21 protein-coding genes and 1 pseudogene are annotated in these 20,071 nt (G+C 58.9%); 10 read left to right on the top strand and 12 right to left on the bottom strand.

Going from position 1 to position 20,071, the window contains the following annotated elements; translation table 11 throughout:
* A partial coding sequence (locus tag AC1KVG_RS21365) for a response regulator transcription factor (protein WP_481095746.1) occupies positions 1-604 on the top strand: 604 nt, incomplete at its 5' end.
* Between the two features lie 132 nt (positions 605-736).
* The gene (locus tag AC1KVG_RS21370; protein WP_006451426.1) at positions 737-925 is read left to right on the top strand and encodes a CsbD family protein; all 189 of its coding nucleotides are present in this window, start codon (positions 737-739) and stop codon (positions 923-925) included.
* Between the two features lie 233 nt (positions 926-1,158).
* Here the strand turns inward: AC1KVG_RS21370 and AC1KVG_RS21375 are convergent, their stop codons facing one another.
* Positions 1,159-1,536: a winged helix-turn-helix transcriptional regulator gene (locus tag AC1KVG_RS21375; RefSeq protein WP_481095747.1), complete on the bottom strand. Its 378-nt coding sequence runs from the start codon at positions 1,534-1,536 to the stop codon at positions 1,159-1,161.
* Between the two features lie 92 nt (positions 1,537-1,628).
* Here AC1KVG_RS21375 and AC1KVG_RS21380 point away from each other — a divergent pair, with 92 nt between their 5' ends.
* The gene (locus tag AC1KVG_RS21380; RefSeq protein ID WP_481095748.1) at positions 1,629-2,153 is read left to right on the top strand and encodes a DoxX family protein; all 525 of its coding nucleotides are present in this window, start codon (positions 1,629-1,631) and stop codon (positions 2,151-2,153) included.
* On the opposite strand, the gene AC1KVG_RS21385 is transcribed toward AC1KVG_RS21380, so the two are convergent.
* The 4 genes from AC1KVG_RS21385 to AC1KVG_RS21400 form a co-directional block, all read right to left on the bottom strand.
* Positions 2,150-4,234 carry a S9 family peptidase gene (locus AC1KVG_RS21385; protein ID WP_481095749.1) on the bottom strand — a complete coding sequence of 695 codons (2,085 nt, stop codon included), beginning with the start codon at positions 4,232-4,234 and terminating at the stop codon, positions 2,150-2,152. The two genes, AC1KVG_RS21380 and AC1KVG_RS21385, sit on opposite strands and share 4 nt — an antisense overlap.
* A 181-nt stretch (positions 4,235-4,415) precedes the next feature.
* Positions 4,416-5,051: a hypothetical protein gene (locus AC1KVG_RS21390; RefSeq protein ID WP_481095750.1), complete on the bottom strand. Its 636-nt coding sequence runs from the start codon at positions 5,049-5,051 to the stop codon at positions 4,416-4,418.
* Positions 5,052-5,616: 565 nt separating this feature from the next.
* A complete protein-coding gene (locus AC1KVG_RS21395) occupies positions 5,617-5,841 on the bottom strand; it encodes a hypothetical protein (protein ID WP_481095751.1) in 225 nt (74 codons plus the stop codon).
* Positions 5,842-5,956: 115 nt separating this feature from the next.
* Positions 5,957-6,307, bottom strand: a complete 351-nt coding sequence (locus AC1KVG_RS21400; RefSeq protein ID WP_481095752.1) for a SymE family type I addiction module toxin — start codon at positions 6,305-6,307, stop codon at positions 5,957-5,959.
* Positions 6,308-6,874: 567 nt separating this feature from the next.
* Here AC1KVG_RS21400 and AC1KVG_RS21405 point away from each other — a divergent pair.
* Positions 6,875-7,020, top strand: a pseudogene (locus AC1KVG_RS21405) (XAC0095 family protein); the annotation flags it as partial.
* A 240-nt stretch (positions 7,021-7,260) separates the two neighbouring features.
* Here AC1KVG_RS21405 and AC1KVG_RS21410 read toward each other — a convergent pair.
* The 3 genes from AC1KVG_RS21410 to AC1KVG_RS21420 all read right to left on the bottom strand — a co-directional run bounded on the left by AC1KVG_RS21410 (position 7,261) and on the right by AC1KVG_RS21420 (position 11,578).
* A complete protein-coding gene (locus AC1KVG_RS21410; RefSeq protein ID WP_481095753.1) occupies positions 7,261-9,843 on the bottom strand; it encodes an SIR2 family protein in 2,583 nt (860 codons plus the stop codon).
* 1,025 nt (positions 9,844-10,868) lie between these two features.
* On the bottom strand, positions 10,869-11,012 hold the full coding sequence (locus AC1KVG_RS21415; RefSeq protein ID WP_481095754.1) for a hypothetical protein: 144 nt from the start codon (positions 11,010-11,012) through the stop codon (positions 10,869-10,871).
* A gap of 218 nt (positions 11,013-11,230) precedes the next feature.
* Positions 11,231-11,578 (bottom strand): winged helix-turn-helix transcriptional regulator, encoded by a 348-nt coding sequence (locus AC1KVG_RS21420; protein ID WP_043888800.1) that lies wholly within the window; start codon positions 11,576-11,578, stop codon positions 11,231-11,233.
* A gap of 90 nt (positions 11,579-11,668) precedes the next feature.
* Between AC1KVG_RS21420 and AC1KVG_RS21425 the strand changes: the two genes are divergently transcribed.
* Positions 11,669-11,995 (top strand): nuclear transport factor 2 family protein, encoded by a 327-nt coding sequence (locus AC1KVG_RS21425; protein ID WP_481095755.1) that lies wholly within the window; start codon positions 11,669-11,671, stop codon positions 11,993-11,995.
* A gap of 204 nt (positions 11,996-12,199) precedes the next feature.
* Here the strand turns inward: AC1KVG_RS21425 and AC1KVG_RS21430 are convergent, their stop codons facing one another.
* Positions 12,200-12,952 carry an SDR family oxidoreductase gene (locus AC1KVG_RS21430; protein WP_481095756.1) on the bottom strand — a complete coding sequence of 251 codons (753 nt, stop codon included), beginning with the start codon at positions 12,950-12,952 and terminating at the stop codon, positions 12,200-12,202.
* Positions 12,953-13,085: 133 nt separating this feature from the next.
* Between AC1KVG_RS21430 and AC1KVG_RS21435 the strand changes: the two genes are divergently transcribed.
* Positions 13,086-13,991: a LysR family transcriptional regulator gene (locus AC1KVG_RS21435; RefSeq protein WP_481095757.1), complete on the top strand. Its 906-nt coding sequence runs from the start codon at positions 13,086-13,088 to the stop codon at positions 13,989-13,991.
* A gap of 4 nt (positions 13,992-13,995) precedes the next feature.
* Here AC1KVG_RS21435 and AC1KVG_RS21440 read toward each other — a convergent pair whose 3' ends face one another.
* Positions 13,996-14,709 (bottom strand): hypothetical protein, encoded by a 714-nt coding sequence (locus AC1KVG_RS21440; protein ID WP_481095758.1) that lies wholly within the window; start codon positions 14,707-14,709, stop codon positions 13,996-13,998.
* A 643-nt stretch (positions 14,710-15,352) separates the two neighbouring features.
* Between AC1KVG_RS21440 and AC1KVG_RS21445 the strand changes: the two genes are divergently transcribed.
* The gene (locus AC1KVG_RS21445; protein ID WP_481095762.1) at positions 15,353-16,477 is read left to right on the top strand and encodes an ATP-grasp fold amidoligase family protein; all 1,125 of its coding nucleotides are present in this window, start codon (positions 15,353-15,355) and stop codon (positions 16,475-16,477) included.
* 165 nt (positions 16,478-16,642) lie between these two features.
* On the opposite strand, the gene AC1KVG_RS21450 is transcribed toward AC1KVG_RS21445, so the two are convergent.
* Entirely contained in the window at positions 16,643-16,939 is a 297-nt protein-coding gene (locus AC1KVG_RS21450; protein WP_481095759.1) for a YciI family protein, read from the bottom strand.
* 113 nt (positions 16,940-17,052) lie between these two features.
* Positions 17,053-17,856 carry an SDR family NAD(P)-dependent oxidoreductase gene (locus AC1KVG_RS21455; protein WP_481095760.1) on the bottom strand — a complete coding sequence of 268 codons (804 nt, stop codon included), beginning with the start codon at positions 17,854-17,856 and terminating at the stop codon, positions 17,053-17,055.
* 241 nt (positions 17,857-18,097) lie between these two features.
* On the opposite strand from AC1KVG_RS21455, the gene AC1KVG_RS21460 reads away from it, so the two are divergent.
* From AC1KVG_RS21460 to AC1KVG_RS21470, 3 genes are all read left to right on the top strand, one after another.
* Positions 18,098-18,535, top strand: coding sequence for a winged helix-turn-helix transcriptional regulator (locus AC1KVG_RS21460; protein ID WP_115036794.1), 438 nt, complete (start codon positions 18,098-18,100; stop codon positions 18,533-18,535).
* A gap of 192 nt (positions 18,536-18,727) precedes the next feature.
* Positions 18,728-19,252, top strand: coding sequence for a hypothetical protein (locus AC1KVG_RS21465; protein WP_481095761.1), 525 nt, complete (start codon positions 18,728-18,730; stop codon positions 19,250-19,252).
* A 230-nt stretch (positions 19,253-19,482) separates the two neighbouring features.
* Positions 19,483-19,956, top strand: coding sequence for a hypothetical protein (locus AC1KVG_RS21470; RefSeq protein WP_232372201.1), 474 nt, complete (start codon positions 19,483-19,485; stop codon positions 19,954-19,956).
* The last annotated feature ends 115 nt before the right edge of the window (positions 19,957-20,071 follow it).

Genomic DNA, 20,071 nt, shown 5'->3' on the forward strand with positions numbered 1-20,071 from the left:
CACGCAATACGCCAGCGAAGACATCATCGGCAAACCCATCGAAGAGATCGGCCTGTTTCCCACGCGCCAGGCCTATCAGCAGTTCTGCCACGCGCTGCAGCAAAGCGGCAGCATGCTCAATGTGGAGTACCCCATCGCGCGCAAGGATGGCGAGCAGCTCGATTGCCTGATCTCGGCCGAAACGGTGAGCATCCACGGCGTGCCGTGTTACCTGCTGTCGCTGATGGACATCACCGACCGCAAACGCACCGAGATGGAATTGGTCGCCGCCATCGAAGAAGTGATGCAGGACGCCTCCTGGTTCAGCCAGACCCTGTTGGAAAAGCTGGCCAACGTGCGCCGCGCCAATCGCCCCAGCCAGGCACAGAGCTGCGGCATCGCCGAACTGACCGGACGCGAGCGTGACGTGTTGGGCTTGCTTGCCGAAGGCCTGGCCGACAAGGAAATCGCACAGCAACTCAGCGTTGCGCCCAATACCGTGCGCAACCACGTGGCCGCGCTGTATTCCAAGATCGACGTGCACAGCCGCGGCGAAGCCATCGTGTGGGCACGCGAACGCGGCTTTGCCGGCCGCAGCACCAAAAAGCCCGCGCGCAAGGCCTGACAGGCTGTAGCTGGGCCGGATGCACTAGCCGCCCTGGTGCATCCGCATGTGGGCAGGCACCGCCCGGGCCGACACCATGCTCACACCGGCCCGCACAGACTAAGCCGGTTCCCCAACTACGAGAAACGTCCCATGGATAAGAACCGTATCGAAGGTACCGCCAAGCAGGTCAAGGGCTCGGTCAAGGAAGCCATCGGCCGCGTTACCGGCGACAAGAGCACCGAGCTGGAAGGCGCCGCCGAAAAGAATATCGGCAAGGTGCAGAGCAAGGCCGGCGAAGTCGCCGACAAAGTGCGTGACGCGTCCAAGTCGACCAAGTAACTCCGTTGGCCGAGTCATATCGGCTGAGCAAAATGCGATTGCGTGATTGGCAGGCTTTGTGCCTACTGCGCTGAAGCTGCGATTTCGTAGCCGGACGTAACGCATTATTAGTTACTGCGAAGACGCAACAGCGCACTTTGGCGAGAGATCGCACCAACGCCCCGACTTGATCGGGGCGTTGACGTTTGTGGGGGTTGGATGCGTTTCTGGCTTTCCTGCCTTGCCCCGTCCACTTAACTGCCGGCCTTACGGCCGCGTGAAACAGGCCGTTTTGCAATGATGTCCCCATGTTGCTGCCACCACGCGGTCAGCGCTTCCATCGTGGGCCCCAGTCCGCGCGCCTTCGGCGTGATGGCGTATTCCACGCGTGGCGGCACCTCTGCGAAGACCGATCGTGTGACCAGGCCATCGGCTTCCAGCTCGCGCAACTGCGCCGTCAGCATGTGTTGCGTGATTCCGGGAATTGCCTTGCGTAGCTCGCCAAAGCGATACACCCGCTGATTCAGCAGCCACATGATTTCCAGCTTCCATTTGCCTGACAGCAGCGCAAATGCACGGCGCATCTCTTCGTGCATGTTGCGCTCGCTGCTTTCAATGGTCTGGTTTTTCATACTAAGCCCTATTGATTCATCCTACTTTTCAATACCTATCTTAGGCGACATTCTGCGTGCCGGTTGCATTCGCACATTGACTGGCAAACACCATGAGCATCTCCGTCTACTGGATCAGCACCGCGCTGCTGTCCCTGCTGTATCTCACCTCCGCCGGCATGTACATCGCCAAAGGCGAATTCGTCCGCAAGGCGCAGGCCGAGCTGGGCTATTCGGCGCCATTGCTGGTGCCCTGGATGATCGTCATCAAGATCCTGGGCCCGGTGGCGATTGTGTGGCGCCTCAACACCGCGCTGAGCGATCTTGCCTATGCGGGCATCTTCTATCACCTGCTGTTGTCCGGCATGGCGCATCTGGGTGTACGCAAGCCCAAGGGCGCGATTCCGGCAGCGTTGGGCCTGCTCTTTCTGTTCGCCTCGTTCGGTACGCAAAACGCCGCGCGTCAGCCGCCCTCGCCCTATGCACCGGCTGCAACGACGATAGGATCTCGGGGAGTAATTGATGAACGGCCAGCGCGAACAGCTGCGAACCACCATCGAGCTGCAGCAATGCAACGCATTACTGCAGCTCCCATCAACCGCTATCCAGCCCACGCTACCGCCCACACCCAAAGCTAATTCCGAATCGCCTGCGTATGCGTCTTCAACGCTTCAGTGAGGCCATCGATCTGCTCGGCGCCGGCGGGCACGGTGATGCTGGAGCCGGTGAGGTCGCTGCCGATGGGTTGCACGCGGCCACCCAGGCAGTGGCCCAGGAAGGTTTCGGCCACCGCGTTGAAGGCCTTGCTGTTTTCCGGGCGCTTGAAGCCGTGGCCTTCGTCGGGGAACAGCACGTAGGTCACCGGGATCTTTTTGGCGGTCATGGCGTTGACGATCTGTTCGCTCTCGGCGCGGTTGGTGCGTGGGTCGTTGGCGCCCTGACCAATCAGCAGTGGCTTTTTAATCTTGTCCACATGCGTCACCGGCGAGCGTTCGGTAAGCCATTGCTTGCCCTGCGCGGTGGACGGGTCGCCCATGCGTTTGATGGCCTGCTTGTAGAAGCCCGTCCAGTACGGCGGGATGGTGGCCAGCAGCGTGTTGAGGTTGGCCGGGCCCACGATGTCCACCGCGCACTTGAAGGTGTCCGGGGTAAAGGTGAGGCCCACCAGGCTGGCGTAACCGCCGTAGCTGCCGCCCATGATGGCCACCTTGTCTGGCGTGGTGACGCCTTGCTTGACCGCCCACTGCACCGCATCGAGCAGATCGTTGTGCATCTTGCCGGCCCACTCGCCGTTGCCGGCATTGGTGAATGCTTTGCCGAAGCCGGTGGAGCCACGGTAGTTCACCGCCAGCACCGCGTAGCCACGGTTGGCGAACCATTGCGTGTAAGCGCCGTAGCTGTTGTAGCTGTCACGCAGCCAGGGGCCGCCGTGCACGAACAACACCATGGGCACCGGCTTGTCGGCCTTGCCATCGTGGTTGCTATCCGCATCGGCCGGCAGGGTGAGGTAGCTCACCATGCGCAGCCCGTCGCGCGAGGTCAGCATCTGCGGCCAGCTCGGCACCAGCGGCTTGTCTTCCAAGGCAGGATACGCCGAAAACAGTTTGGTCAGCTTTGCAGTGGCGCGGTCGTAGCGGTAGTAGCGCAAGGGCGTTTCTGCAGCCGAATAGCTCACGATCCAGGTGGCATCGTCCTGGGTGCGTGCTTCCACCTTCGCATCGCCCGGGCCCAGTGCCTTCAATGCCTGCAAATCACGGGCGATACCGTTATCCAGCACGGTCCATTCTCTACGCAGATACTCCACCGAGGCGGCCTGCACGGCGCCGGTGGTTGGGTCTTTCAGCACGCTGTCCACATCGGCGCGCGCGTCTTCTGTGAGCAACGTGCGCGCGTGGGTGGCGGTGTCTACCGCGTACAGCGCGGCGGTGTCGCGGTTGCGCGAGTCGCGCATGTACAGCGTCTTGCCATCGTTGCTCAGGCCCACCACTTCGGTGGTCAATACATCTTCGAAGGGAATGCTTTCCAGCGTTTTCCAGGCGGTGCCCTGGCGGGCAAGCACTTCAACGCCGCCGCCTTCGGTGACCCGTGTTGCGTAGCGCAGCTGCAAGTCGCCATCGGGCAGATAGGTTTCGATGTGTTGCGTGTTCTTCTCCACCAACGTGCGTTGGCCGGTGGCCAGATCCACGCGATACAGGTCGTGCCACTTCGCGTCGCGGTTGTTGATGCCGACCATGATCTGGTCCGGGTGCTGCGCGCTCAGGCGATACAGCTCCATACTGGTCTTGTCGAGCGGGGTGAGGTCCTTGCTGCTGCCGTCGGCCAGGTTCAGCGCATACAGGTGGAAGTTTTCGTCGCCGCCCTGGTCGCGCTTGTACAGCAGCGTGCCGGCGCGCTGGCTCCAGAAATACTCGCTGATGCCGCGCCCGGTGTCCTGGGTAACCGCGCGTGCCTTGTCGGGCGCATCGATCGGCGCCACCCATAGATTGGCCACGCCCTTCACCGGCGCCACCCAACTGATGTAGGCGCCGTCCGGGCTCACCAGCACATGCATCTTCTCGGCACTGCCAAACAGCGCATCGCGGGTGATCAGCTCGGGCGGCGCGGCCGGGGTGGCGGGCGATGCGGTGGCGGTACCGGCAGGGGTGACGGTCTGTGCGGATTTGTCGCTGCAGGCAGACAGGGCCACCAGCATGCTGGCGACAAGGAGCAGGCGTTGCATGAAACCTCCGGTGTGGCGTCGGCCGGGGTGCCGAGGCGTCCAACTGGCGCGGAGCATAGGGTGGCCCCTTGCCCGATAGCTGAACCCCATGCGGTCTGCTGCGCGTCTGCGGTCATATGTTCCGAAACGGAACCGTCTACCTCGCGGTCACTTTCTGGTTACCGCGAGGTGTGCAGTTGGCTTAATCCGGTTTCCTCCAATTCGGATTATTCCCCAATGTCGGGTATCGCCTGACCAGCGTGTGCAGTGCGTCGGCCAATGCAACCGGGTCCTTGCGCAACGGCCAGACAATGTCGAAGAGCCCGCCTGACAGGGCCACTCCCTCCGTAAGCTTTCTAAGAAGATTCTGTATGCGTCTTGCGTGATCTTCGTTCGGCGCATCGTATGTCTCCTCGACCCCGGACACCAGGTTCGCAACCTGCACTGCCAAGTCTGGTTCGAGGATCAGGCCCTCCTTGAACTGCAAGAACTTTGCGTCGCCGCCTGCCTTTGCCACCTGGATCTCGAGGTCGACATCCGCCGCGAGTCGCCGCATCTGTTTGAACATGGGGTGGCCTGCGTAGTGCTCAATGCCCTCGACAGGCGGCGCGGCTGCGTCCGGGTTCGCATAATGTTTAGCGATCCGGTTCTGGATCCGGTTCATTTTTGCAGCAATATCGTCGCTACCGCCAACGGCCCTATTTCCGAGTGCACATTCACTCATGTGCGTGAGCAACTCGAGTGCTGAATTGTGCACGGCATCGAGTGCTTTATTATTGAGAATGGGGCCAATGGTATTGAGCAATGTATGCGCCATCCCCTGCATCTTCAACAGCATGCGAGTTTCCAAGCCCGATCGCTGTGGCCGCGTTGGCTGTGACGTCGTTGGCCGCGATGGAGTTGGCCGTGACGTTGGCCGTGATGGGGTTGACGGGCGCGGCGGGCGACGTTGCAGTCCCTGCAATGGCGACTGATTCGGCAGGGGTGTCGATGGGGCCGGCCGCTGCGGCGTGCTCTGGGGCGTGGGTTCGTGCTGCGTGTAGGTCACGTGCGCGTGGGTGCCACTGACATTGTTTGAAAGACAGTTTCCCATCGGTTTTTCCCACTACTTCAATCATGGGCGGCGAGTACATCAGAGCCAATCCCGGCACTGCGCAAGCAAACGCGAATGGGCGATTGTGAATCCGAAGTTACGCCCTGCTGGTCAGCAATGCAGAAGAACCCCTTCGCCGCAAAGCACGCGCCCAGCTGCCGTAGGCGGGCAGGCGATGCAGCGGCTGCGTAACGGGTGGGAGCAGGTGTCTGCGACTGCGGGTGGATGGCAGAGGTATCAGCGTGGCTAGGTGGCTCAGGTTTGCAGGCGTGAGGGCTTCGTGCATCTGCCCGGCTTTCGTGATGTGCCGCTAAGGCGCACAAGCCGTGTGCTCCACCCGTTGCTCAAGAATCTCGCGCACTGCGTTGGCGGCGTCGAAGATGGCCTGGCCCAGGGTTGGCAGCGTCTGTGCGTGCAGGCACTGTGGGGCGCTCTGGGCGATCACGTCGCCGTGGGCGGCGATGGTGCGCATCAGGCGGTCGAGTTGGTCGATCTGGTCCAGGGTGAGACAGAAGACGGCGGCATGCGGGTGCATTGCGTGATCCTCTGCGAGGCGTGGCGAGGCACGTGCGCACTTCGCGCAGCATGCACGTAGCGCGCCTGAAGGGTGGCCGTGCACCTGCGTGGCTGCACGCGCACGGTGGGGCCGGTCAGTCTGTGGGTGCCACGCTCACCACCAGCTCGCCATCGCGCAGGCGGATGTGCAGCTTGCTGCCGATGGCAAAGCCCAGTTGTTCAAGCCAGCGGCCGCGCAGGCGCAGCGTGGGGACGCGTAGGTCGCTGGCTGGGTAATAACCGTAGCCGACGGTGCAGTGTGTTGGGGCACGCGGGTGGCCGGGGCGTGGGGGGCGGGCTTCGGTGCGAGGTTGGGGGATGGGGGTGCGCTCGACGTAGGGCCGCGGCTTGATCGTTGGGTCGAGCGAGTGCCAGCCGATCTCGCGGGGCGGCGGCTCCGTGCCGCGCTTGCGTGCTGATGTGGGACGGGACGTGGGTCGACGCATGGCAAAGCCCTCCTTGACGAACAGGCCCCGTTGCACAACGCAACGGGATGTCGGGAGGCTAGAAACCGCACAGAGCCGGCGGGCTTATTCCCCTTGCGGGTGTTGTATTCGCCGCCCTCCCGACGCAGGCATCGCGTCGGTTGCACCTGCAAAGATGCAGGCACAAAAAACCCACCGGTTTGACGGAGGTGGGTGCCGCTCTGTGAGGAGTTTCTAGGCTCCTTGCGTGCGAGGTTGCTACGTGTTTGGTGATGTGTCAACTGGCAACAGTGAGCAATTGCCGCCGCGCGTCCATTCGAAGAACTTCGTGCAGGCAGTGCATCTACACACCGGCCATCGCTTCGTCTTGCCCCCCATCGCCACATGCACACTTTCGCTCGGAGCCTAGAAACTCCACACAGACAGCGCTGCCCGCCTCCGAGAATTTTGGTGGGTTTTTTGTGCTCGGCCATTTGGCCTGGCACTGCTCGGCGTTCCTAAGCCGGGAGGGCGGCGAATACAACACCCGCAAGGGGAATAAGCCCGCAGGCTGTCTACGGTTTCTAGCCTCACGGCAAGGAGAGCGGCATGCACAACGAACCTGGTTACTGGATGTCCGAAGGCACGCAATACCACCTGCTGCGCGTGCGCGACCAACTGCTTTTGCTTGCCACTCTGGCCGCACCACGCTCGCGCAACAAGGCGCAATGAGCATTCCGGCCATTCCACTGCAGATAATTTTTACTTAATTCCATTGGTCAGATATCGCCCAGCGGCTTTTTCGACGCACCACTGCACCCAAGCTTCACTAGGCGCTGTACGTCGGTCGACACGCCCCCGATTGGAAAATCGCAGATAGAACTGCACTAAGGTGATTCCAGTACTTGCGCACATTACCTTCAGCAATGCGCGCCCAGATAACCTTGGCCGAGTAAAGAACCTAGTGGGCACCCTCTCGACAAGATTGTAGATGCTCACATACGAAGATCTGACCGCAGGGTCGAAATAAACTTGACTCCTGCAGGATCATCAAATATAGCCCAACTCGACAAGATAAATAAATTTTCTTTATCAGATCTACATTCTGCAAGCATTAATGTCTTAGCTTTTTCATAGTTTCCCAAGAAATACGTGCATCCAGCTCTTTCAAGTTCGGACTTAGTACTCTCTGCGACTTCTGAAATCCGTTTCTTGTTCCAGCTCCTTCCTGCTCGACTTTCAGCAAGCTCGTAGTTGACTATTAACGAAGCATGTTCCTTATCCCAATTAACTTTCTCGAGCATGCTCTTAGCAACACGAGCTGCTTCGTCGTACCTCTTAAGAATTATAAGTGTATGGCTTTCCTCAGTTGTATTTCCCACGCTTGGGCTTTTCTGCGCATACAAAGATCGAATACAAGCAAGATAGCCTTCAATATCATTTCTTGCCACTAACTCATCCTGTTTCAGGCGAGATTTTTCGTATGAATTCAGAACGTATCCCTTTTTCTCCGAAAGCTCAGCAATTGATGACGAGTCTTTTGCATAGCGGAGAAAAGTGGAAAGCCTAATCAGGTCTGATGTTCTTCTTTTTGAACGCACCGCTCCCCGTGCTGCCTCAATCGCGCCGGATAAATTTCCGCCCTCTGCCAATAGGAAATCTGCTTTTCGAATTAAGAACTCCGGCCTGTTATTCAGGTCGGAATTGACGTCGATCTCGCTAATCTTTCTTGACAGATCAGAGCTGCGGTTAAATTTTTTTAGAGCATCCATCTCTAGCCACTCGTATTTTTCCCGCTCCGAAACAGGTTTATTCGATTTAACCTTCAAAATCTTATTAACCACCTGCTCTGCTTCACTAGTTGAGTGATCCTCCTTAGATGAAGACCACCGCAACAGCAAGAATTTCAGATAGATTAAACTATTTGGATTTACTGCGGAAAGCTTTTCAATTAACTCATCCAAACTTTCTTTTATTTTTGATTTCGGAAGGTCTATTGACCTGTAATATTCCAAAGCAGACCACCAAACGGGATTTCTATGTCCGGGATCACGATCTAGGCAACCATCTATCAAAAATTTTACTTGACTGATTATTGCATTGCGGTTCTCCGCCGTGCCCGCCCTATATCCCTCTAGCAAGCAATCAATTTTAGCTGACGTTACGTCTTGATCGAAGGGGTCAATTTCCTCAGCAGAAGCGATAACAGCCATTTTTTCTTCATGCCGATGAATGAATAATGATTTTCTTAGGTATAAACTTTGCTCTTTGGGGTCAGAATTAATCATGTCATCGAGAGAACTTATTGCTGCGGCAGCGTTGCCTGACAAATCCTCAACCATTACCCGTAGATCTAATAAATCCTCTTTCAGCCTTTTGGAGGGAGAACTTGTCAATTCTTTGTCAATCCTGGCTCTTGCCAGGTCAAAATCTGCAGAATTGACTAGGCGTCTTATCTCCATCGTTGCAATAAATTCTTTGTCATCCAGCACATCGTTTCCGTCCTCTGCCTCACCCCTTCTTAGCCCACGAAATATTTTTAAAAGCTCCTCCCTTTCATTGATTTTTCTGAGCTTATCCAAATCTCTGGATATCACGGGAGACGGCGATTTTATTAAGTGGCTGTTGTCACAAAATCTATTGATAGTTGCCTTCGGCTTTTCAGTAAATAAACTGGTGTCAATTGGGAGATTATCCCCAAGTAAATCATTGTGAAGTGATGCCATTATTTCGTCAAAACCATCCACTTCAACGAAATAAACTCTCTCTCTCCAAAGCAACTTCAGGAGCTCATCACAAGGCTCATCTCCTTTGCGGATACACCAGTATATTCCGTGTTTGAAGTACTCATCAGAGCGGAGCAAATAATTTAATACATCCATTACGGATCTATCCGCACCGCTGTAGCCAACGACTACTAGTCCAAATTCCCTACCAAACTCCACGAGTTTCTTCTTTATATTGTCCTCTAGAGACTCGGTCTCTCTCATTGTTGATTTGATATCGTCAAAAAGATAATCACCATGAAGCTTTATTATCTTTGGCCGCCTTGAAGTCACAGTTATACTTGATACAGACGAGTCATGGGCACAGAGCAAAGGACGCGTGTCTGAAAACTGAAAAAATGCTTCATTTAACAGATCATCAAAATTAGTCGTAAAAATAGAGTTTACGTACCCGCCATCTACTAACCTCATAAGATATGCATAGCCCAAACTGGGTGACTTGCTAGCAACTTCGGTTTCTACAAACATACGCCGCTGGCGTGGCAAGTCGAAATTCTTTTCGAAAAGCGAAGAATATTCACGTGCCGGGTTATACCAACCACCACTGCTCTTCGAAAGTCGTTGCTTCGCGTCTTCTACGTCATATGGTTCGTCGGGCCACAGTCTATTGAACACCTCTCGGCGCCATATGGAAGTGAGTTCAGCAGCGCTGCGAACTCCTGATGAAACTGAGCAACCTGCTCCTAGTAACAAAGCGTAGTTTGGAAGGTCCCCAGCGTGAGAAGCCATAAACCTACTGAGGTCTTCATATGTCCGACGTTTCCCCTCAAGTTGCGCGAGCACTCCAGCCATTTACCTTTCCTTGCATATTTATTGGGCGTCGCCCGGTCAGTTATTAATTCAAATTCAGCATCTGAATTTGAATTAATATCCACTACTTTTCAATCGCAATCGCCTTGGGCAAAAGCATATTTTCAAAATCGATCATGCATTTTTATTCTACGCATGGCTAGCCAAGAAATTGGACATACCCCCCTTTAAAGCCTCGCCTTTTTATTATTCTTCCTCTGAACAATCGTATTTCCATCAAAGCACGGCTGGTCCGGTGCCGCTAGCACCACGTTAACCATCGCTCTGAAATTAACTCAATAGACTTTGTAAGTGTGCCGCATCCGCCACCAATAATTGGACCTTCCGAGCCATCCCAAACAATTGCGTACCACTTACAAGCTCAATCGGCTTACCTTGCGCAAACCGCTCAGCGTCTCTGTGTATTTACCGCTGAGAAATCTAATTGAGTCCATGTGGTGATACGCAGGCAGGCCATGCATCTCGCTCACGACGCTGGCGCCCACCTGCTGAAATTTCAATTGCTTAATTTGCAGCAGTGTGCCGCTACCGTCTTGCGAAGGATCAGATCGATGCCGCTTTAGGCATGGCTCAGGCTGGTTTCTCACGTGGCATGGGCGTGGCGGCGGAAGGCCTCGTGCACCAGTAGTTAGTACTGGTGCCAACCGTCGGCACCTATGCTTTTTAGCGAGCTGCAGGTGCCTAGCAGTGTGTGGCGCCTGTAGGAGCAAAAAAACTAAGCGAACGCGGCCAGCAAAAACGTGCCCAGTACCATCCATGCAACTGGTGCGATGATGCCTTGTTTGAAACAACGACTGCACCGCAGTAAACCCTGTACTTCCCCGTTTGCATCTCATGCATGAAACCCCCGTTCCTGCCTGCAGACTACCGTTGTGTAGCGGTTTTGTCAGCGGGGTGCCTGACATTTTTTGTCTGCGGGTCACCTGTTGTGATTGCATGCGTCAAATCGCTTAAAGGGAGGCACTCGCTTTGGGCGGGTGCCTCCACCGATTTGCTGCAGCGCTCGCTTATTTACTTTTGCCTTTCTTGTCCGGCGCTTGACTTAAAGCGGACGCGGCCGCTGTTTTTGAACCCTTGCCGGTGCTGCCGCTACGTAAGACCTTGCTTGCGGCCTTGGCCGCTTTGGTTCCGGTTTTCTCGTTGGTCGCCATGCGTGTGACCTCCTCGCCACCCCAGTGGTGGCGTGGCGAAACTAGGCCGATTATGTTGGCCGCACAAGTCTGGTTGCAGCGCGCGATACGGCAGAGTCTGCAAGACCGCCGGTGCGTTATCTGGGCCAGTTATCTGGCGAGATGTGCGGTTCTCGAGATGTGCGGTTCTGTGTACCTGATGTTTTAAGGCCGGCGTGCCACAGCAGTGTGCCAAGCCATCACTGCGGCGAGGGTTCGGGCAACGGCTGCCGCGCCTGGCCCCAGGTGAGCATTGCATCCAGTGCGGGGCATAGGGCCTGGCCCCAGGGCGTGAGGCGGTAATCCACCTGCGGCGGTACCTGCGCGTAGACGGTGCGCTGCACCAGGCCGTCGCGTTCAAGCTGGCGCAACTGTTGGGCGAGCATCTTTTGCGAGATGGCGGGAATCAGCCGTTCCAGATCGGAGTAGCGCTGCACCTTGCCGTCGAACAGGTGGAACAGCAGCAGCAGTTTCCAGCGGCCTTCGATGAGGTTGAGCAGGGCTTCGACATCGCACGCGGCGGTGTCCGGGGTGTGCGGCTTTCCCATGGGTGCGTGACTTACCTTTGCGTGCGTTCTTGCGGCAGGCGATGCCGCTGCCGATCATGGCATACACGTTTCGCACCGGAGATCGCTGCCATGTCGCTTGCCCTGCCTCACGCCATTGCCTGCTTCTTTGCCGCCAGCAACACCGGCGATGCCGCCGTGCTGCTGCCGCACCTGGCCGACGATGCAGTGGTGCACGACGAGCGCCAGCATCACCGTGGCGCTGCCGCGATTGCGGCGTGGCTGGCACAGACGCAGGCCACCACGCCGTATCGTGCGGTGGCGGTTGGCGTGCACACCGAAGGCGAGCAGGTGCGCGTCACCGCACAGGTATCTGGCGAGTTCCCGCAGAGCCCGCTGCAGCTGGAGCATGTGTTCCAGCTGGTGGGCGGTAAGATTGCGGCGTTGGAGATTCATTGACCGGTTGTGCCGACGCCATGCTTCATCCACCAAGGCGGTGATCCTGGAAACATCCGCCTGACACGATCGCCGAGGAAGGTGCCGGGCAGGCAACTACGCAGATGCGCTGTTACCGGTGGCGATGCTGTGAGCGGCATCGGCATCGAAGTGATCGCGCCAGGCGACGGTGCATCCGCTGTTCTTGCCAGTGCTTTCCAGACACGCTCACCCGTTGAGCGTGCGGCCGCCGTCGACGATGATTTCCGAGCCCACCGTCCATTTCGATTCATCGGAAGCCAGGTACAGCACGGCCTTGGCCACTTCGTCCGGGGTGCCGAACCGGCCGAACGGGATGGTGGCGGCGATGTCCTTGTTGACCTGGTCGCGGTACGCGTCGGGGATGCCGAGCTTGTCGTACAGCGGGGTTTCCACCGGGCCGGGGCTCACCGCGTTGAGGCGGATGCCGCGTGCCAGCAGTTCGCTGGAGAGCGTCTTGGTCATGCTCAGGAAGGCCGCCTTGGTCGCGGCATACACCGACGAGCGGGCCGCGCCCACATGCGCATTGATGGAGGTGTTGAGCACCACCGAGGCGGGGTTGGCGAACACCGGCAGCAGCGACTGCAGGAGGAAGTACGGGCCTTTGACGTTGATGGCGAAGGAGGCGTCGAACGCCTGTTCGCTCCAGTCTTCGATCGGCGCCCATACCGAGACACCGGCATTGAGGAAGGCGATATCGAGCTGGCCGTAATGCGCCTGCACCGCCTGCGCCAGTTCCTGTTGCGCGGTGACGCTGGCCGAATCGGCGCGTAGCACCAGCACCTCGCTACCCAACGCGGCCTTGGCGTTGGCGATGGACTCGGGGTTGTTGCCGGTGACGATGACGCGGGCGCCTTCGGCAAGAAACTGCCTGGCGGTCTCCAGGCCAATACCGCTGGTGCCGCCGGTGATGAGGGTGCGTTTGCCTGCTAAACGGGACATGGGGTGCTCCTGAGCGAGGCCCGCCGCGCGTGGCCGGCCTTCGAGGTGTGCAGCGTGCGCCCATGCCAAATTTGCTAGAAGACCTCGGCGGCACATACCATTCATGCGATCTGCGCATGAATAAAGGGCTGGCATGGACCGGTTTCTGCTGATGACCTGCTTTGCCCGTGCGGTGGAAACCGGGAGTTTTTCTGCCGCAGGGCGGGATCTGGGTTTGGGGCAACCCAATGTCAGCCGCCACGTGGCGGCGCTGGAGGAGCATCTGCACACCCGGCTGCTCAACCGCTCCACCCGCAAGCTGGTGCTGACGCCGGAGGGAGAGCGCTACTACGCGGAGGTGCGCCGCATCCTGGATGCGGTGGGCGAGTCGGAAATGTCGCTGCGCGATAACGTGCAACCTTCCGGCTTATTGCGGGTGGCCTGCCCCACGGCGTTGTCGCATCAGTATGTGATGCCGCTGGTGCCGGAGTTTTTGCGGCGCTTTCCGGGCCTGGAGCTGGATCTGCAGATCAATGACCGCTTCGTCAATCTGCTCGATGAGGGTGCGGAACTTGCCATCCGCATCGGCCACCTGGAAAACAGTGCGCTGCGCGCCAGGCGGATTGGGTCGTTCAAGCGCGTGTGCGTGGCAAGCAAGGACTATCTTGCCGAGCGCGGCATCCCCACCGTGCCCGACGACCTGCGCCAGCACGATTGCGTGCTGTACACCTTGTTGGCATCGGGGGCGAGCTGGCGTTTCAAGGAGGTGGACGTGCCGGTTTCCGGTAGGATCCGGGTCAATTCGCCAGAGGCGGCACGCGAGGCGGTAAGCGCGGGCCTGGGCATCGGGCAGGGGCCGGAATGGTTATTCGAACAAGGGCTCAATGCCGGCCATCTGCAGATCGTGCTCAGTGCGTTCGCTGGCCCTGCGGTGCCCATGCACATCATGTATGCCGCCAACCGCCTGGTGGCTAAGCGGGCGATTGTGTTTATGGATTTTATTGCCGAGGCGTTTGCGAAGATTCCGCAACTCAACGCCCCCTCCTGCTCGCAGCGATAGACGTTTATTCCAGCGGTCTTGGCGAGGCGCGCTGGTAGTTGGAAAACGTCTTGTGGAGTGAGGCGGCGCGCTCATCGGCAACGACGTTTTCCACACTGCTCAACCCACGCGCTGCGATGACGGCCGAGGCTTTTGCATCGCCCAATAGGTAAGCCAGGCGCAGATACGCCAAGCTGTCGACCAGGTTTTTGTTATTGGAGTCGCTGGCGTATACGTCCGACAGCCCGTAGTAGGCATACAGATTTCCGGCCACTGCGGCGCGCCGCAATATATCGATCCCCTTATAAAAGGGCCCAGTGAGTGCGGTCTTTTTGCCGTAAATCACGGTGGCGGCCTTGTTGCCTGCTTGCGACTCCGCTTTGAGCTGGTCCAGGTTCAAGGTTTCCAATCGGGCGAGTTCGTTCTCTGTTGGGTAGCCGTGGGTCCACAGCCACTGCGCTTCTGCATCCGAGTTGGCAACCAATGGCCCACTGATCCTGCAGGCATTGGGACCCTGCGGGCATAGATAGCGTCTTGCTTCCTGGCTCACAGAAGGCGGCTTGATGTTGGCCGCGTGATCGGGCGGCATTGCTGCGGCGTTGCGCTGGCCAGTGGCAGTTGTGGGTGTAGCAAGCGCAGACGTTGACGCCTTGCCGGTTTGCGCTGGTTGGTCTGTTTTTCCGCAAGCGGCAAGTGCAATGCACAGTGCCGCCAGGGACAGGAACGTTTTTACGCGCATGGTGCCATCCGTTGCAGGCTGCAGTGGTCAAGCGTGATGGTGCTTGATGTTGGCCTGCGATGCGAATGCGTCCTTTGATTGCTGGCCTTTGATCGCTGTCCTGCGCTGGCAGTCAACACACACTGCCTCACTCCCTACCCTCACCCCCGACCCCTCTCCCGGGGGGAGAGGGGAGTGTTCGCCACGTCTGTGGGGCAAAGCAGACCGACTCCGCCGCCTTTGGCCTGCACTGCTCGCAGCCCGCACTTGGCGGGCTGCAGAGACGGCGGTTGAGGCCGCACAACGCAGGTGGCGCGTGGCCGGATGCGGCGTGTCGCTCCCTCCCCGGTTGCACGTTTTGCCGTGCGGTTGGGGCCGCAGGTCGCACCCGCCCAGCTGTCCTGGCTGCTGGCGCAAGAGTGGGCAAAACAGGCCACGCGGTGCGCGCCGCGCGTCGGGCCGCCATATGCCGCGGAAGGCCAGATCGCTTGCTGCGTAAGGCTTTCGAGCGAGTGACGCGATCTGATTTGCATGAAATTGGAGCGCCTGAGACGAAATGCATCCCTGGTCTGAATTTTCCGTATATCGTGCGTTACGTCACATTTAAATGTGACCAACGTCGCAATTAACCGGCGAGAAGGATCTGGGCATGACCGACAACACGATTGGGCTGCACCCGCAGCCATTGGGCGGGCGTGGTGTGACAGGACAGGGATGGGCGGTCATGCCGCCGTCGTTGACGTCGTCGTCTGGTCATCGCCGCATGGCCGCGTTGCTACGCGTGCCGACATCGACACCGTCGTCAGCTTCAGCGCCAACTCCAGCGATAGCGCCAGCGCCAGGGACACCCAGTCTCAAACGGCTGCTGCGCAAAGGCGCACGCAGCCTGCTGAGAACACTGCCCTGGCGGCACCAGGACCGGCTCCACTTTCTGCATACGTTCGGGCGGCTGCCAGATCTGTATGCGCCGAAGTGCTTCAACGAAAAAATCCTTTACCGCAAATGCGTGCACGGCGATTACCCGCTGTACACGCGGCTGGCAGACAAGTTTGCGGTGCGCTCCTATGTGGCGGCCAGGATCGGGGAGGCGCACCTGGTGCCGCTGCTGATGGACAGCACCGACCCACAGGCGTTGTTGCAGCTGCCACGCTGGCGGCAGACCGTGATCAAGGCCAACCACGGTGCGGCCATGGTGCAATTGGTGCGCGACGAGCCGGATGCGGTGCAGAAGCGCCGCATCATCGAGCGCTGCGGCCAATGGCTGCGGATCGACTTCTCCGAAATGGTGCGCGAGATCCATTACCGCGATATCCCGCCGCGCATTCTGGTGGAACGGTACATCGGCGAGGCGCAGCAGGTGCCGGTGGATTACAAGTTCCACATGTTCCGGCAGGCGGACGGCAATTTTCATTACGTGCTGCAGGTGATCTACGGCCGCTTCGACACACCGAAGCTGGCGATGACCTTCTTCGTCGACAACCTGCACACGGCCTTCCACCGCATCCGCGACGACGGGCGCACGCCGCCCTGCGCGCCGGGGCTGCTGGAGCAGGCACTGGAACTGAGCAAGGTGCTGGCGAGCGACTGCGATTACGTGCGGGTGGACTGGTATATCCAGCGCGGAAAAATCTATTTCGGCGAACTGACCTTCACCCCGGGCGCGGGGCTGGTCACCGGGCTGGATCGCGGGCTGGACCGGATGATGGGCGACATGTGGGTGCAGCGGCGCATGCCGGTGGAGCCGTGGTTTTCCGGGGAAGGCATCCGCGTGCGCGTGCCGGTGCGGTGAGGCGTGGCGCCGGTGTCTGTGGCGATGGCCGTGCGGCAGATGGATCAGCGGCAGCGCCACCGGGGCGTAGCGCGCGGATGCCATCTTGGCGAATGGGCATATTCAACATCGTCAGCGGCAGCAGACCGCTGCGCTGACGATACCGATGCTGGCCTGCGTGGCGGATTACCCACGCGCCTTCAGATGCAGCATGGGGTAATGCGCGTAATGGCCGATGCCATTTTTGATCATGGGGTCTTGCGCGGTGAAGTCCGCAATCTCCTGATCATCGGCAATCTGATAGAGCGATAGACCGAAGCCGCCGGTGTCGTCGATCACCGGGCCGTGCGCCAGGATCAAGCCCTCGGCCAGGCGCTGGTCCAGAAACGCGCCGTGCTGCTGCATCAGGGATTTTTCTTCCTCCGTCATGGTGCTCAGGAAATCGCTGCGCGGCGGAATGTATTTGCAAAAATAAGACTTCATTATGGGTTACTCGTGGCATGAGGGTGGCGTCGCGGCTTATTCAAAAGCCGTGTCTGGGGTAACAGCAGTGGATTTTTTACAGACCGGGCAACACGGTCGGACAGCCGCAAGGTTTATGCGGTTTTGACGCTCTTCAAGATCGAGCCTTCGAACATCTTGGGCAGATAGCTTTGCAGGAACAGAATCATGCCGGTCATCTTGCCGACGGGATTGCTGAACTTCGGGTCCTTGGCCTGGATCAGCCGCTCGATGGTGCTGACAACCGCGTCCGGTGCTTCAGCCGTGTCCAGGCCCTTCTGGGTCAAGGCGGTGACCTGCTTGCGGTAGGCGCTGTAGTCGGCAATGTCGTTGCCGTTTGCGGAGATCGCGTTGTGGCCTAGATTGGTCTTGAACCACACCGGCTCGACCATGTTGACCTTGATGTTGAACTGATTGAGTTCAAACCGTAGCGATTTGAAATATCCCTGCACCGCATGCTTGGACGCGGAGTAATACGACAGGTTCGGCGGGCCGATCAAACCGACGATCGAACTGATGGTGATGATCTGCCCGCTCTTCTGTTTGCGGAAATACGGCAGCAGTGCATTGGTGGTTTTCACCGTGCCCCAGAAATTGGTTTCGAACTGCTGCCGGCCAACATCGACCGGTGTTTCTTCGGCGATGCCGGTCACCATGTAGCCGGCATTGTTGACCAGGACATCCAGGCGATCGACGGCCTGGAACAACGCCTTGGTAAATGATTGGATCGAGCTTTCATCATCGATATCCAGACGCAATAACTTGAAGGGCACCTTGCTCTGATGCTTCTCCGGTTCGCGGCTGGTGCCGATGACGTTGAAGCCTTGTTTGTGCAGGTTGTTGGCCAGCAGCAGGCCAAAGCCTGAGGAAGCGCCAGTGATCAGGACTGTCTTTTTCATGGTGATGTCTCTCAAGCAAGCAGGTTGGCGGAAGGTTGGAGAACAACACCGCCAGACGCCTTGGGTTGCAGTTGCATGGTGTCTGGCGGTTGACGCGCGTTGCGGTGTGCGTTGGTGCATGCCGCAGTGCCGATTGCGGGCAAGACCTGGGCGAGCCCACGAGTTGCCTGCACAGGGCGACTGGACTGCCCACGGACCGCATGTTAGTATCGATTTAGTAGTGGTTCAATACGGAAATGATATGAACTCGAAAACTTCTTCGGACAACCTCTGCCCGATCGCCCGGAGCCTGACCTTCCTGGGCGATGCGTGGACGATGCTGATCCTGCGTGACGCGAACTCCGGGCTGACCCGCTTCGACCAGTTCCGGCAAAGCCTGGGAATTGCGCCGACCATGCTGACCAAGCGGCTGGCGACGCTGACCGAGGAACAGCTATTGGAGAAGCGCCAGTATTCGACGCGCCCGCCGCGCGAGGAATATGTGCTGACCCAGGCGGGGCGCGATTACCTGCCGGTGCTTTTCATGATTGGTGCGTGGGGCCGCAAACACCGGGGCGAAGGCAAGCTGCTGCGTTTTGTGGATGCGCAAACCGGTACCGACCTGCAGCCGATCGCCATCGATGCGGTGACCGGGGCGGAGATCGGCACGCGCGAAATCCGCATGGTGATTCCGGAGTGAGGGTGCGAGGTTGCTGATCACTCTCGGCGTGGGTCGACCTTGTGGTGCGTTGACTTCGTGCGCGCTACCCTTGCGCGCGCTCGCTGCCCCTAACGTGTGCATCCGCATGGCGCGTGCGCGTGGTTGCCACGTTCGCGCGTCGCCGTTGCGGCAGCCGCGCCTCTCTTTTTATCCAGTACAAGGACGTCCCCGTTGTCGAACTTTTCCCTACGCACCTGTTTGCCGCTTGCCCTTGTAAGCGTGCTGTCTGCCTGCAACGGCGCTGGCAGCGCCAGCACCAGCGCGCCGCGCCCGGAGTCCGAACACTTCAACCTTGCCGATCTGCAGCAGCTTGGCTGCACGGTCACCGCCACGCCCAAGCGCAACGTGAGCAAGATCCCGTTGATGGGCGAGGTGGATGGCTACGGCGTGACCAGCACCACCGCATGCGCAACCCAGTTGGTCAGCCTGCTGCAGCCGATCAAATACGAAGACGCGGTGTGGGAAGGCGCACGGACGGCAGCCGGCAACTTCGCCAAGAAGCAAGGCTTCGAACGCGAGAGTTTTGAAGGCCAGCTCGGCGAGTACAGCGAGATCGAGGTTTTCAGCCGCAGCGGCAAGCCGGTGGGCTTCGAGTACAGCGTGCAGGCCAAGGGCCAGCTGCATTCGGTGATCGTTGTCTCTGACAGCATCGAACCGGATGGGGCGTTCGAGGCGGTGTTGAAGAAGAAGCTGTGAGGGCGGGCGCTGCTGTTTTGGGTTGAATGCGGTGGCACTGCGTCGAGGCTGGTCCGGTGCAGATCCTGTGCATCTACGTGCCGTTGTTGCCAGCCAGGCGTCCTCTCGTAGGGGCAGATGGTTACCTGCCCTGCCACTGCACAGCTGCGGCAGAGTGGAACGGACAACGATTAGCTGGCAAACCGATTAATGGTAAAGTGAAGCCACTCACTTGTTAGCCGGAGAGCACGATGGCGAATCTGGTCAAGCTGGCGACCGCTCGCGCCCTGGTCGATGCCAGTGCGGTCAGACAGGCTTCGGTCGTCGGGGAGGCCGGTGCCTGGACCGTGCAGCTGCAGACCCATAACCAGACCCGTGTGCTGGCCACCAAGGCCAATGCGCCGCGCCGGTTTGGCAGCTTCGAAAGTGCGTTGAAGGTATTGCGCGAGATGGGCATGCCATTGGACGTGCTTCACGTGGATGCTGCGCAGTGGGACGCCGAGGGCGGCACTGCGAAACGCCGGCCGGATCGCTCCGAAGCAATGAAAGTCAAGGAGATGGACGCGCGCTATGCGGTCTCGCTACGCACTCAGACCGAGCACGCCCTGGCCGACCCCCGCCCTGCGCTCTCCAGCGTGCAGGCGAAGCAGCAGATGGAGACACTCAAGGCGCAGCAGCGCGCAGTGCTTGATGCAGCACTACGTGCGAAGGGCACGCGTGCGTGAGCGTGGCCTGGAAGCAGACCGCGCTGGATGCGCGCACCGCGTTGCTCGCTGCAGCATTGGCACGCGCGATCGAGATCCCCGACCCGCAGATGTATTTCGCAGCGTGTGAACAGGA

This window comes from Xanthomonas sp. NCPPB 3959 (assembly GCF_056675575.1).